At 71.7% G+C, this 12,957-nt stretch carries 12 protein-coding genes; 7 read left to right on the top strand and 5 right to left on the bottom strand.

Annotated features, from left to right (window positions below):
- Nucleotides 1-32: 32 nt before the first annotated feature.
- Entirely contained in the window at nucleotides 33-806 is a 774-nt protein-coding gene (locus tag ACO0LV_RS08830; protein ID WP_424787520.1) for a DUF3152 domain-containing protein, read from the bottom strand.
- A 170-nt stretch (nucleotides 807-976) separates the two neighbouring features.
- Here ACO0LV_RS08830 and ACO0LV_RS08825 point away from each other — a divergent pair, with 170 nt between their 5' ends.
- The 5 genes from ACO0LV_RS08825 to ACO0LV_RS08805 all read left to right on the top strand — a co-directional run bounded on the left by ACO0LV_RS08825 (nucleotide 977) and on the right by ACO0LV_RS08805 (nucleotide 7,941).
- Entirely contained in the window at nucleotides 977-1,216 is a 240-nt protein-coding gene (locus tag ACO0LV_RS08825) for a DUF3107 domain-containing protein (protein WP_424787519.1), read from the top strand.
- Between the two features lie 81 nt (nucleotides 1,217-1,297).
- Entirely contained in the window at nucleotides 1,298-2,329 is a 1,032-nt protein-coding gene (locus ACO0LV_RS08820; protein ID WP_424787518.1) for a 3-oxoacyl-ACP synthase III, read from the top strand.
- On the top strand, nucleotides 2,326-5,019 hold the full coding sequence (locus ACO0LV_RS08815; protein WP_424787517.1) for an alpha/beta fold hydrolase: 2,694 nt from the start codon (nucleotides 2,326-2,328) through the stop codon (nucleotides 5,017-5,019). Before ACO0LV_RS08820 ends, ACO0LV_RS08815 begins: the two co-directional genes overlap by 4 nt.
- Before the next feature lie 8 nt (nucleotides 5,020-5,027).
- Nucleotides 5,028-6,008: an NAD-dependent epimerase/dehydratase family protein gene (locus ACO0LV_RS08810; RefSeq protein ID WP_424787597.1), complete on the top strand. Its 981-nt coding sequence runs from the start codon at nucleotides 5,028-5,030 to the stop codon at nucleotides 6,006-6,008.
- A 253-nt stretch (nucleotides 6,009-6,261) separates the two neighbouring features.
- Nucleotides 6,262-7,941 (top strand): DEAD/DEAH box helicase, encoded by a 1,680-nt coding sequence (locus ACO0LV_RS08805; RefSeq protein WP_424787516.1) that lies wholly within the window; start codon nucleotides 6,262-6,264, stop codon nucleotides 7,939-7,941.
- 23 nt (nucleotides 7,942-7,964) lie between these two features.
- On the opposite strand, the gene ACO0LV_RS08800 is transcribed toward ACO0LV_RS08805, so the two are convergent.
- The 3 genes from ACO0LV_RS08800 to ACO0LV_RS08790 all read right to left on the bottom strand — a co-directional run bounded on the left by ACO0LV_RS08800 (nucleotide 7,965) and on the right by ACO0LV_RS08790 (nucleotide 9,896).
- Nucleotides 7,965-8,393, bottom strand: coding sequence for a hypothetical protein (locus ACO0LV_RS08800; protein WP_424787515.1), 429 nt, complete (start codon nucleotides 8,391-8,393; stop codon nucleotides 7,965-7,967).
- Between the two features lie 151 nt (nucleotides 8,394-8,544).
- Entirely contained in the window at nucleotides 8,545-9,396 is an 852-nt protein-coding gene (locus tag ACO0LV_RS08795) for a PHP domain-containing protein (RefSeq protein ID WP_424787514.1), read from the bottom strand.
- 86 nt (nucleotides 9,397-9,482) lie between these two features.
- The gene (locus ACO0LV_RS08790; RefSeq protein WP_424787513.1) at nucleotides 9,483-9,896 is read right to left on the bottom strand and encodes a hypothetical protein; all 414 of its coding nucleotides are present in this window, start codon (nucleotides 9,894-9,896) and stop codon (nucleotides 9,483-9,485) included.
- 194 nt (nucleotides 9,897-10,090) lie between these two features.
- Here ACO0LV_RS08790 and ACO0LV_RS08785 point away from each other — a divergent pair, with 194 nt between their 5' ends.
- Both ACO0LV_RS08785 and ACO0LV_RS08780 read left to right on the top strand, forming a co-directional pair.
- Nucleotides 10,091-11,623, top strand: a complete 1,533-nt coding sequence (locus ACO0LV_RS08785; protein ID WP_424787512.1) for an aminopeptidase P family protein — start codon at nucleotides 10,091-10,093, stop codon at nucleotides 11,621-11,623.
- Between the two features lie 144 nt (nucleotides 11,624-11,767).
- On the top strand, nucleotides 11,768-12,220 hold the full coding sequence (locus ACO0LV_RS08780) for a DUF3995 domain-containing protein (protein WP_424787511.1): 453 nt from the start codon (nucleotides 11,768-11,770) through the stop codon (nucleotides 12,218-12,220).
- Nucleotides 12,221-12,245: 25 nt separating this feature from the next.
- Here ACO0LV_RS08780 and ACO0LV_RS08775 read toward each other — a convergent pair whose 3' ends face one another.
- On the bottom strand, nucleotides 12,246-12,947 hold the full coding sequence (locus ACO0LV_RS08775; RefSeq protein WP_424787510.1) for a general stress protein: 702 nt from the start codon (nucleotides 12,945-12,947) through the stop codon (nucleotides 12,246-12,248).
- Between the last annotated feature and the right edge of the window lie 10 nt (nucleotides 12,948-12,957).

Here is a 12,957-nt window from a genome sequence, read left to right as displayed (position 1 = left end):
GATCCGACATCGCCGGACCGGCCGCGGGCAGATCAGTCCGGGACGATCCACCCGTTGGGTTCGCACCCGTCCAGGGTGATCGACTGCTGCACCATCACCGGCGCCGGCTCGCCCGGCGCGGGGCACTGCGCGTGACCGTGACCGAGTAGGTGCCCCACCTCGTGGTTGACCAGGTAGTGCCGGTACTCGGTCCGGTTTTCCCCGGCTTCGCTGAAGGTCTCGGCACCCTCGGCCCAGCGCAACGCGTTCAGCACCGCCCCGTCCGGGGTTGCGCAGGAGTACTCGCCGCCGGTGGGCAACGGGTCGCACAGGTCATCGACCGTGTCGGGGGTGGCGAGCCGCACAAGTAGGTCCGCCTCGGTCCCGGCGCCGGCGTGGGCGAAGGCGACGTCCATCTGCGCCGACCAGCCGCGCTCGTCGTTCAGGGTGGTCACCACGAAGTCGGCGAACCGCTCGAGGTCGATGGCCAGGTCACGCTCCACCTCGATGTCGACCGTCAGCACATCGACGGACTCCTCGACGGCGTCCTCCGGAACCTCCTCGGCGATCCGGGCGGCATCGAACTCGCCGGATCCGGACTGGGGTACCACCCGGCTGAGCAGCCCGGCCGAGGCGTCGCCGGGACGCAGCCGATCCTCGAGGGCGGGCAACCTGGGCCCGTACACCCCATCGGGTCCCCCCGGATCGCCGCTCGGGGTCGGCCAGGGGTCGGGTTCGTCGACCAGTGCGGCCCCGATCGACTGCGACTGGGCACCGAGCAGCACTGCGCCCAGCAGGGCGCAGAGGACGATGATCGCTCGACGCATGACCTCCATACTGGCAAACCTTCGTCGAAGTCTCGACCCCGGGGTGTGCTCGGACACCTTCGGCGCACCCCCTCCCGTGGTCGCCACCGTCACCGTGCTGCGGTCACCGCCGGGCCCGGTGGCGCCTACGATGGGGGAAGTTCAGGCCGACCCGCACAGAAGGAGGACACGTGGAGATCACGATCGGAGTCAGGAACGTGGCACGAGAGTTGACCCTGGACGTGTCGGAGGATGCCGAGGAAGTGGCCGAATCCGTGCACAAGGCCCTCACAAAGGCCGAGAGCGACCCGGGCGCGGCCCTGGACCTGACCACCAGCAAGGGCCGCCGGGTGATCGTGCCGGTGGCCGCGCTCGGTTTCGTGGAGTTCGGCGGCGACGAGCAGCGCAAGGTGGGCTTCGGCACCCTCTGAGACGGTCGACGACAGTGACCGCACGGTGCCGCTGACCGATCCCTGCGAGCGCGCCGGTGCTTGAGCAGTTAGGTTCAAGTCGTGACAGGCAAGAACGCGAACTTCCGATACCGCAACACCTCCGTGTTGTCGGTGACCCATATCGAAGCACCGGTGCGGATACCCTCCGCCCGCTTCGAGCAACACCTGGCGACCACCCGTAAGCGGTTGCGACTTCCGGACAACATGCTGGAGCGGATCTCCGGCGTGACCGAGCGGCGCTGGTGGGAGGAGGGAACCAGATTCGACGACCCGGCGATCGAAGCGGGCGCCAAGGCGATCGCTGAAGCCGGTGTCGACCCGGCCGGGGTGGGATTGCTCGTGAACACCTCGGTGACCCGCACGCAGTTGGAGCCCTCGGTCGCGGTACGGGTGCATCACGAGTTGTCGCTGCCGTCCTCGGCGATGAACTTCGACATCGCCAACGCCTGCCTCGGTTTCGTCAACGGCATGATGCTCGCGGCGACCATGATCGACGCCGGCCAGATCGACTACGCCGTCATCGTCAACAGCGAGGACACCCGCGCCACCCAGGAGCGGACCCTGGCCCGGCTCGGGCGGCCGGAGGCCACCCGGGAGGACTACCGCCGCGAGTTCGCCTCCCTCACCCTGGGCTCCGGAGCGGCGGCGGCGGTTCTTGGCCGTACCGACCTGCATCCGAACGGCCATCGCATCGTCGGTGGAGTCAGCCGCGCCGCCACCGAGCACCATGGCCTGTGCGTGGGCAACCTGGAAGGGATGTTCACCGACACCAAGGGCCTGCTCGAGGGTGGACTGCCGCTGGTGGTGGCCGCCTGGGAGGAGGCCAACAACGGGGCCGGTTTCCAGTGGGACGGGATGGACCGGTACATCACCCACCAGATCTCCACCCCGTACACGCAGGCGATCATCGACGCCATCGAGCTGCCGGCCGAGCGGGTGCCGATCACGTTCAACCACTGGGGGAACGTCGGACCGGCCTCGCTACCGATGACCCTGGCCGCGCAGGCCGCCGACCTCGCTCCCGGTGACCGGGTGCTGTGCATGGGTGTGGGATCCGGCCTGAACACCGCCATGCTCGAGCTGCGGTGGTGAGCATCTCGGACCTGCGCGGTATCGCCCCGGGGTGGAGCAGGCACATCACCGTGCCCGGCACCGCAGCAACCTCGCCGGTGACCTGGCACGTGCTGGACAACATCGCCGACCTGGGCGGACCCGCGCGCGGCACGCTGCTGGCCGTGCACGGGAACCCGACGTGGTCCTACCTGTGGCGCGAACTGCTCACCTCGGGAGCCGGCGCCGGGTGGCGCGTGGTGGCGGTGGACCAGCTGGGGATGGGTTGGTCCCAGCGCGATGGGCGCATGCGCCGACTGGCCGACCGGGTGAGTGAACTCGGTGCCCTCACCGACCACCTGGGACTGGCCGGACCGGTGGTGACGGTCGGTCACGACTGGGGCGGGGTGGTCTCCCTCGGCTGGGCGACCCGGCACCCCGATCTGCTGGCCGGGGTCGTCCTGACGAACACCGCCATCCATCACGACCACGAGGCGAGCACGATCCCCGCCCTGCTGCGCCTGGCGGGCCACCCGGCCATTCATCGTTGGGCCACCCGCGGCACCCGCACCTTCCTGCGCGCCACCCTTGCCCTGGCCCAGCGCACGCTCCCCGAGGAGGTCACCGGTGCCTACCTCGCGCCCTACGCCAACGCCCGGGACCGGCACGCGATCGCCGACTTCGTCGCAGACATCCCGGCGGACCCCCGCCATCCCTCCCACGACGCGTTGACCACGATCGCCGCCGGAACCGCAGCGCTCACCGTCCCGGCGCTGCTGCTGTGGGGGCCGCGAGATCCGGTCTTCGCCGAGCGGTACCTGCGCGACCTGCGCGCCCGGCTGCCCCAGGCCGACGTGCACCGGTTCGAAGGGGCCGGGCATCTGCTGCCCGAGGACGCCGATGTGGCCGGCACCGTGGTTCGCTGGCTCGCCGAACGCCTACCCGCCACCAGCACCGGCCCCACCGAGACCGGTACCGGCGCCCCCACGCGCCACACGGCGGCCGGGAACAACGCCGCCGCGGACGGCAGCGCTGACGCCGCCCCGCCCCGGCTCCGCCGCCTCACCGCGGTCCTGGACGAACGGGGCCAGGACGCCGAGCCCGCGGTCCTGGCCCTGTCCCGGGCCGGTACCGAGACGGTGACCTGGCAGGAGTTGGCGACCAGGGTGCGCCACCTGGCGCTGGGACTGGCCGACCTCGGGGTGCGCCCCGGTCAGCGGGTGAGCCTGCTCATCACTCCGGGTGTGGACCTGACCACCGCACTGTTCGCGTGCCTGCGTCTGGGAGCCGTCGCCGTGCTCGCCGACCAGGGCCTGGGCCTGCGCGGTATCAGCCGCGCCCTGCGCGGCGCCGGCCCGCAGTGGCTCATCGGAGTCGACCGCGCCCTGACCGGCGCACGGCTGCTGGGGTGGCCCGGCCGGCGGGTCGCCACCGGGCACACCACACCACGGCACCGAGCCCTCGGTGCCCGCACCGGCCTGGCCGACCTGATCGCCCGCGGGGCGGGCATCGAGCAGCACGGAGGCACGCTGCCCGCTGAGCCGGACCCGGAGGATGATGCGGCGATCCTGTTCACCTCCGGATCCACCGGACCGGCCAAGGGCGTGACCTACACCCACCGCCGGCTGGCGGCCATGCGCGATGCGCTCGCCACCACCTATGACCTGGGGCCGGGCTCGGCGTTCGTGGTCGGATTCGCCCCCTTCGCCCTGATCGGTACCGCGCTCGGTTCCGCGGCGATCACCCCGGACATGGACGTGGTCGCCCCGGCCACGCTCACCGCCGCCGCGCTGGCCGACGCCGTCGCCGCCAGCGACGCGACCGCGGTCTTCACCTCCCCGGCCGCCTTGACGAACGTGCTCCGCACCGCTGCCGACCTCACCGAAACGCACCGCAGTGCCCTGGCCGGGGTGGAACTGTTCTTGTCCGCCGGTGCGCCGATCGCCCCCGAGTTGCTCGCGCAGGTCGGTCGCATCATGCCCAATGCCTCGGCCCACACCCCCTACGGCATGACGGAGGTGCTCCCCCTCACCGACATCGACCTGACCGGTCTGCAAGCCGCTGCCGAGGACGAGGCGGCCGGCGTCACCGGTGCCGGTGGCGGCAGCTGTGTGGGCCACCCCGTCCCGGGGGCGCTGGCCCGGATCATTCCCTTGGACGACGACGGCGCCGCCACCGGCGATGCCACCACCGCACCGGGCATCACCGGTGAGGTGCTGGTCACCGCAGCCCACCTGAAGCGCACCTACGACCAGTTGTGGGCCACCCAGGCCGCCGGCGCCGACCATGCCGGCTGGCACCGCACCGGGGATGTCGGGCACCTGGACGCACGCGGCCGGCTATGGATCGAGGGTCGCCTGGCCCACATCATTCGTACTGCCGGGGGCGTGGTGACCCCGGTGGCCATCGAGCACGCCGCGCAGCAGATCCGGGGGGTGCAACGGGCGGCCGCCGTCGGTGTCGGTCCCGCGGGCACCCAGCACGTCGTCGTCGTCCTGGAGACCGATCCGCAGATCGATCGGCACGCCGGCGCCGCCCCCGCCCTGGCCACCCCGGGCCTGACGCGGGTTGTGCGCCAGGCGGTGCGCGCCCGATGCGGCCTGACCGTGGCCGCTGTGCTGCGGGTACCGGAACTGCCCACCGACGTGCGGCACAACGCCAAGGTCGACCGCGCCCGGCTGGCTCAGTGGGCCGAGCGCGCGCTGGCCGGCGGAAGGATGCAGGCGCCGTGACCGCCCGTATGCGGGTGCTGGTCACCGGTGCCAGCGGCATGCTCGGTCGTCGCACCGCCGAGCACCTGGTGGCGGCCGGCCACCAGGTGCGCACCTTCCAGCGGCGACCGGCCGGGGTCGCCGGTGCCACGGACATCCGGGGTTCGCTCACCGGCTCCGGTGCGCATACCGCGCTCACCCGTGCCGTCCAGGGATGCGACGCCGTCGTGCACCTCGCCGCGAAGGTCTCGGTCAGCGGACCACGCGCCGAGTACGAACAGGTGAACATCGAGGGCACTCGCGCACTCCTGCATGCCGCCCGACAGGCCGGCGTGCACCGCTTCGTGCAGGTGTCCACGCCGTCCGTGGCCCACACCGGGGATCCGCTCATCGGGGTGGCAGCCGGAGCCGCCGAGCCGGAGCGCGCCCGGGGTCACTACGCGCGCACGAAGGCGGCCGCCGAACAGCTGGCGCTCGCGGCGGACCAGCCGGGCTTCGCCGTGGTGGCGCTGCGGCCGCATCTGGTGTGGGGGCCCGGTGACACCCAACTGGTCGCCCGGATCGTGGCGCGGGCCCGGGCCCGGCGGCTACCCCTGCTGGACCATGGTGCGGCGCTGATCGACTCCCTGTACGTCGACAACGCCGCAGACGCACTGGTGGCGGCGCTGGAGCGCGCCGAACACGCCCACGGGCAGGCGTTGGTGGTGACCAACGCCGAACCACGACCGGTGGGTGACCTGCTCGCCGGTATCTGCCGTGCGGCCGGGGCGCCGGTGCCGACGTGGCGGGTACCCGCCGCCCTGGCCCGGATGGCCGGGGGTGTGGTCGAGGCCCTCTGGGCGGTGCGTCCCGGACCCGATGAGCCGCCGATGACCCGTTTCCTGGCCGAACAACTCTCCACCGCGCACTGGTTCGACCAACGCCACACCCAGCAGGTGCTCAACTGGCGGCCCGGGGTCAGCATCGATGAGGGTCTGGACCGGCTGGCCGCGCACGAACTCCCGGGCTGAACGGGGACGAACCCCCGCGACGCCACCGGCCTGCCGGCGGTGGGATTGGTCACGTTGCAGACGGTGTCCGCACCTTCGCGATACAGTGTGGATGTACCAGGTTGCCCGGTCGTAACGACAGTTCGGTACACGCACCTGCACGCCGGCCCCGTTGCCGGCACGTTCATTTCGCGATCGGCTGCCCCTTACGGTGACGACCGCCGCGCGCGTGAACGGCTCATGACGTCGCCATGACGCGAACAGGTGAACCCTGATGCAGAACGAAACCCTCACCGAGGCGGGCGCTCAGAGCCCCGCTGTCGATGACGCCGCCCTGGCCGAGGTGGTCGATGAGACCATCGAGGCCCCCGCGGCACCCGAAACCCCCGCCGAGGCGGCCAAGTCCTTCGCCGACTTCGGCGTCTCCGAACCGATCGTGGGCGCCCTGGCCGACGTGGGCATCACCCACCCCTTCCCGATCCAGTCCCTCACCCTGCCGGTGGCCCTGGCCGGGCACGACATCATCGGCCAGGCCAAGACCGGTACCGGCAAGACCCTCGGTTTCGGTATCCCGCTGCTGGAGGCCGTGGTGGGCCCCGACGAGGAGGGTTGGGACGCGCTGGCGGACCCGGGCAAGCCCCAGGCCGTGGTGATCGCCCCGACCCGTGAACTGGCGGTGCAGGTCGCCGGCGACCTGGTGACCGCCTCCCGGCGCCGCACCGTGCGCATCACCCAGGTCTACGGCGGCCGGGCGTACGAGCCCCAGATCGAGGCCCTGACCAGGGGCACCGAGGTGATCGTGGGCACCCCGGGCCGGATGATCGACCTGCTCAAGCAGGGTCACCTGGACCTGTCCCGGGTGCGCACGCTGGTGCTGGACGAGGCCGACGAGATGCTCGACCTGGGCTTCCTGCCCGATGTGGAGACGCTGTTGTCGCGCACGGCGGCCAGCCGCCACACGATGCTGTTCTCGGCCACCATGCCCGGGCCCGTGGTCACCATGGCCCGCCGGTACATGAACCGGCCCACGCACATCCGCGCCCAGGACCCCGACGACGACGGCGTCACCCTGAAGGCGATCAGCCAGTTCATCTACCGCGCCCACGCGATGGACAAGGTGGAGGTCCTGGCCCGGATCCTGCAGGCCAGGGGCCGCGGGCTGACACTGGTCTTCGCCCGCACCAAACGCACCGCCGCCCGAGTGGCCGACGACCTGGCCGAGCGCGGGTTCGCCTCCGGCGCGATCCACGGCGACCTGGGCCAGGGAGCCCGGGAGCAGGCGCTCCGGGCCTTCCGGAACGGCAAGATCGACGTGCTGGTCGCCACCGACGTGGCCGCCCGCGGCATCGACGTGGACGACATCACGCACGTGGTCAACTACCAGTGCCCCGAGGACGAACGGATCTACCTGCACCGGATCGGCCGCACCGGGCGGGCCGGCAACACCGGCATCGCGGTGACCTTCGTCGACTGGGACGACCTGCCGCGCTGGTCCCTGATCGACAAGGGACTGGAACTGAACCGCGGCGAGCCCATCGAGACGTACTCCTCCTCTCCGCACCTGTACTCCGACCTGGACATCCCCGAAGGCACCCGGGGCCGACTCCCTCGAGGTGAGCGGACCCGCGCCGGACTGGACGCCGAGCAGCTCGAGGACATCGGCGAGACCGGCACCCGGACCACCTCCGGTGGTGGCGGTGGTGGCGGACGACGGCGTGACGGCGGCGGCCGCGACCGTCAGGGGGGCCGGGGGGACGGCTCCCGTCAGGGCGGACGACGGCGTGAGGGCGGTGGCCGCAGCGGCTCATCCGGCCAAGGGTCCGGCGGGCGGAGCAACGGCGCGGGAACGCGCTCGGAGCAGCCCGGCACCGGCGAGGGACAGCGTCGCCGGCGGCGCCGTCGTCGTCGGGACAACTCCTCCGGCTCCGCCGGTTCGGGGTCGGCACAGTCCTGACGCGGCAGGCCTCGACGACCGCGTCAGGACCCCCACGGGTCATCGGGGGTGACTCCGTCAGTCGACATGCCTGGACGTAGTCCGGCGAGCCCCTCATCCCATACGCGTTCCTGGATCGACCCGGGGCAGGCCAATCGCAGGTGGAGGAGATCTGTGGTCACGTCACCGCTGTAGTGGACCCGGGAACCAGCGCGCGAGGCAATCCTCACCTCGCCACCGTCATCGTTGTGCCCGTCGGCGACCATGAACGGCAGAAGAGTGTCGTACTCCTCGCTCACCCCACCGGAGATGATGAACTCCTCCTCACGGATTTCGTCGGCCTGGAGACCCTCGGACTCCATGACCTGGTCGAGTTCGTTCGCCGTGACCGCACGCGCGTCCTCCAGAGGTTCGGCGATCTGCGCGCCGTAGCCGGCGACACTGCACCCGTCGTCGTGACATCGGGGAGTCACCGACTCGGGCCCGACGCATCATCGTCCAGCCACACGCCGCCACAAGGCCGGGCAGTTCCCGGAGCGGAACGGGTACCTCGACCGTGGGGACTGGTATTCCAGTGATGAGGCGGACTCCTGGGAAAGCCCGGGACCGGGGCGAGCGGGTGAGTCAGGTGTCCGAGGGCCGGATGATGCGGCCGCGCGCCTCGGCCTCGATCGCCTCCAGCACCTCCGGGCTCGTGGTGTGCTCCCCGAGCCGGTTGTGCTTGCCGGTGCCGTGGTAGTCGCTGGCGCCGGTGACCAGCAGGTCCAGTTCCCGGGCCAGGCCGCGCAGATGAGCCCGGTCGGCCTCGGTGTGGTCGCGGTGGTCCACCTCCAGGGCGGCCATTCCGGCATCGGCCAGGTCGGCGATCACGGCATCGCCGATCGTGCGGCCCCGGGCGGCGGCGCGGGGGTGGGCCAGGATCGGCACCCCGCCGGCGGCGCGGACCCGGCCGATGGCGGCCCGTGCCTCTTGGGCGTAATGGCCCACGTAGTAGGGCCCGCCGGTGGCTACGATGTTCTCGAACGCGGCCGACCGGTCCGGCACGTGGCCGCGGGCGACCAGGGCATCAGCGATGTGCGGTCGACCGATCGTGGCGTCCGGACCGGCTTGGTCCTGCACATCGGCCCAGGTCAGCGGGTAGTCCTCGGCGATGCGCCGCACCATCTCCCGGGCGCGGGCGTCCCGGGAGGTGCGGGCATGCTCCATCTCACCGGAGAGAGCGGCGTCGTCGTCGGCGTGCAACAGGCTGAGCAGGTGCACGCTGACACCGGCGACCATGCACGACAGTTCCGCCCCCGGTACCAGCGCAACCCCGGTTCGAGCGACCTGGTCGGCCGCTTCATCCCATCCGGCGGTGGTGTCGTGATCGGTCAGGGCGACCACGTCCAGTCCTCCGGCTGCGGCTTTAACCATGAGCACGGCCGGGGAGTCGGTGCCATCGGAGTGATGGCTGTGGGTATGAAGGTCGATGCGCACCCGGCCAGGCTAGCCGCGCAGGCACCCTGAGCTCAGCCCATGGCGAGTGCACCCGGCCAGGTGGGGGCCGGGCGGGACCTGACCGTTCACCTGTTCTCGATGAGACGGGTGAGCGCGGCCGCCTGCTCCGGTCTGCCCATCAGCGCATAGGCCAGGGCCCAGTCGTGCGGCCGGGCCATCGTCAGGCCCCGCCAGGTGGCCCCGGGCGTGGCCGGGATCCGGACCGGGCCGGTGGCGGTGTTGATCGCGAACCGCACGATCAAGTCGATGCTCACACCGTTGACCTCGAAGCAGTAGGCGGCCGCGCTGCTGAAGACATCGCTCGGGCCGAGCCTGCGGTACCGGTGACCCAGGTCCGCCAGCGCCCGTTGCGCCGGCTCCGGCGCCATGTCGGTGATCAGGTCCCAGTCACGCACCCGATCGGTCAACCCGAGGGAGGCCAGCAGGGCAGAACCCCCGACGACGGTGCGAACCCCGGCAGCAGCGAGACTCCGTTGCAAGGCTGCCGCGGTGCGAACGGATGAGTGTGGGACCGCACCGGATCGGCCATCGGGTGTCACGGTGCCCATCGGCACCACCGCCTCACTCGGCTCATCCGGTTCGCGCCCCGGTTGCACCACCGGGGAAGGGGAAGGTTACCGGTGGTGCGGATGCTGCCGCCCACCCCCGCACCGTGCGTGAGACGATGGCAGGCATGACGAGCACCTCTTCCACCACCGATCAGAACGCCCCGGAAACCGAGCAGACCGGCAAGCAGGACGTGTCCAGCCGCGGCTCGAACCGTTCGCAGCGGCCCACCTCCGCCGCCTTCCGGGACTTCATCGCCTCCGGCTGGGCCCCGCGCGAGGAACAGCCCCCGGCCCGCGAGCAGGTGGCCGACTACACCCCGGCCCGTCGGGCCGCCCTGAGCGCGGCCTTCCCCGGCGAACGGCTGGTGATCCCGGCCGGGGACCTCAAGGTGCGCTCCAATGACACCGACTACCGGTTCCGCCCGCACAGCGCCTTCGCGCACCTGACCGGCCTGGGCACCGACGAGGAGCCGGGGGCGGTGCTGGTGCTCGAACCGCAGGACGAGGGCGCCCACGAGGCCACGCTGTACTTCCGCCCCCAGGGCGGGCGGGACTCGGAGGAGTTCTACGCCGACGCCCGCTACGGGGAGTTCTGGATCGGGCGCCGCCCCGGTCTGGCCGACATCGAGGCTCGCACCGGTCTGGCGTGTGCGCACGTGGACTCCCTGGACGATGCGATCGGTAAGGACGCCGGCCAGATCACCATCCGGGTGGTGCCCGGTGCGGACGCCGCGGTGCAAGCGCGGGTGCAGGAACTGCGCACCCAGATGAGCACCGAGGAGGCCCAGCAGGCCGATGAGGCCCTGGCCGAGGTGCTCAGCGAGTTGCGTCTGACCAAGGACGACTGGGAGATCGAGCAGATGCGCCAGGCCGTGGACGCCTCGATCGACGCCTTCGGCGAGGTGGCACGGTCCCTGCCCCGCGCCGTCGGGCATCCCCGCGGTGAGCGGGTGATCGAGGGCGCCTTCTTCGCCCGCGCCCGTGAGCACGGCAACGGGATCGGCTATGACACCATCTCCGCCGCCGGGAACCATGCCACCACCCTGCATTGGATCCGCAACGACGGACAGGTGCGCGCCGGGGAGCTGGTGCTGGTGGACGCCGGGGTCGAGGTCGACTCCCTGTACACCGCCGACATCACCCGCACCCTGCCGGTGGACGGGACCTTCACCGACATCCAGCGCAAGGTGTACACCGCGGTGCTGGATGCCGCCGACCACGCCTTCGCCAGCGCTCGCCCGGGGCTGAGGTTCCGCGATGTGCACGCCGCCGCCATGGAGGTGCTCGCCACCCGCCTGCAGGAGTGGGGCCTGCTGCCGGTGGACGCCGCCACCAGCCTGAGCCCCGAGGGCCAGCAGCACCGCCGGTGGATGCCGCATGGCACCTCCCACCACCTGGGCCTGGATGTGCACGACTGCGCCCAGGCCCGCCGGGAGATGTACCTGGACGCCGAACTCAGGCCCGGGATGATCTTCACCATCGAACCTGGCCTGTACTTCAAGACCGACGACCTCACCGTCCCGGAGGAGTACCGCGGGATCGGGGTGCGGATCGAGGATGACATCCTGGTCACCGCCGACGGCGTGGAGAACCTCTCCGCGGCGCTGCCTCGCGAGCCCGACGACGTCGAGGCCTGGATGGCCGCACTGCGCGGCTGAAGGCGCCGCGGCTGCGTGCGGTCCGGCTGCGTGCGTCCCGGCCGCGTGCGGCGCGCGCGGCAAAGTCCGCGGGGCCTGCGTGCTCGGCACGGCCGGGAGAATCTGCTGGCGCCCGGCCGGCCACAGGCGCGATAGTGGCCTCCCATGGGCTGGTTCTGGATCGCGGCGGTGCTGGGCACCGTGCACGGCGGATGGAGTGTGTACTGGGCGCTCGGCGGTACGTGGATGCTGGCCAGCGTGGGCCAGTGGGCCGTGGACGCCGCCGCGGAGCCGTCCGTGCAGGTCACGCTGGGACTGTGGGCGGTGGCAGCGGTCAAACTGATCGCGGCCTGGGTACCGCTGCTGGCCCAGCGCGGCGTGCTGCCCGGGCTTGGTCTGTGGCGGTTCCTGGCCTGGGCCGGCGGTGCCGCCCTGGTGGTCTACGGCCTCCTGAACGTCATCGTCTCCGGCGCGGTCCTGGCCGGGTGGGTCGTCCCGCAGGGTGTGGTGAACATCGAGGCCCAGCAGGGCCACGCCTACCTGTGGGGTCCGCTGTTCGTGCTCTGGGGGCTCGCGTTGCTCATCGGGCTGCGGCGCAGCCGGCGGGCGCGCCCCTGAGTCCCGCCTGGACTCCGGCTCATCCTCAGCGCTGGCCCGGGGGTCCCTCCCCCTGCCCCTCCCCCGCGGGCTGCGTCGGCTGCCCACCCGCGGCAGGCTGCTGAACTGTGGGCGCCTGTTCTGGGTTGGAGGGCTGCTGAGGGGCGGGCGGCTGCTCCGCAGGCGCACTGGGCCGGCGGAACGCGGCGGTGCGGTCCGCCTCGGGGGCCGCCGGGGTGGCATGCGGGGTGAGCCCCGGGCTCACGTTGCCGCCGTTGAGCTCGCGCAGCAGCCGACGGGCCTGACCGGCACTCTCGGGCAGGCACAGCAACGCGAACGAGGAGGCCACCACCTGGGAGGAGGAGGTGAAATCACGCTTACCGCCGGTCAGGGCGTAGGCGATCACACCGAACATCATCCCGAACCCGGCACCGATGAGCAGCGCGAACAACAGCGTGTTCAGCAGGTTCCCACCCCCGATGAGCGCCAGCACCAACCCGACGAACAACCCGAACCAGGCACCCGAGGCCGCCCCGGACAGTGCCGCGCGGGGGTAGTTCAACCGTCCGGTGATGCGCTCGACCATCTTCAGGTCGGTACCCACGATGGTCACGGCCTTGACCGCGAACTCCTTGTCGGACAGGAAGTCCACCGCCCGCTGTGCCTCGGCGTAGGTGTCATAACTGGCGATCTGCTCACCGCGCGGTTGCGCGTTGGGAGCGGTGCGGGCGTTCGAGAAGGCGGCCATCCCCCCATTG

This window comes from Pseudactinotalea sp. Z1739, from assembly GCF_049725055.1.
Classification (GTDB): Bacteria; Actinomycetota; Actinomycetes; order Actinomycetales; family Beutenbergiaceae; genus CALKWS01.
Note: the sequence above shows the minus strand (reverse complement) of the source record. Positions and strands in the feature narration are given on the sequence as shown.

Coding starts and splice junctions, on each gene's coding strand:
- ACO0LV_RS08830 (WP_424787520.1), bottom strand. CDS start 806: ATGCGTCGAGCGATCATCGTCCTCTGCGCCCTGCTGGGCGCAGTGCTG.
- ACO0LV_RS08810 (WP_424787597.1), top strand. CDS start 5,028: ATGCGGGTGCTGGTCACCGGTGCCAGCGGCATGCTCGGTCGTCGCACC.
- ACO0LV_RS08805 (WP_424787516.1), top strand. CDS start 6,262: ATGCAGAACGAAACCCTCACCGAGGCGGGCGCTCAGAGCCCCGCTGTC.
- ACO0LV_RS08785 (WP_424787512.1), top strand. CDS start 10,091: ATGACGAGCACCTCTTCCACCACCGATCAGAACGCCCCGGAAACCGAG.
- ACO0LV_RS08780 (WP_424787511.1), top strand. CDS start 11,768: ATGGGCTGGTTCTGGATCGCGGCGGTGCTGGGCACCGTGCACGGCGGA.
- ACO0LV_RS08775 (WP_424787510.1), bottom strand. CDS start 12,947: ATGGCCGCCTTCTCGAACGCCCGCACCGCTCCCAACGCGCAACCGCGC.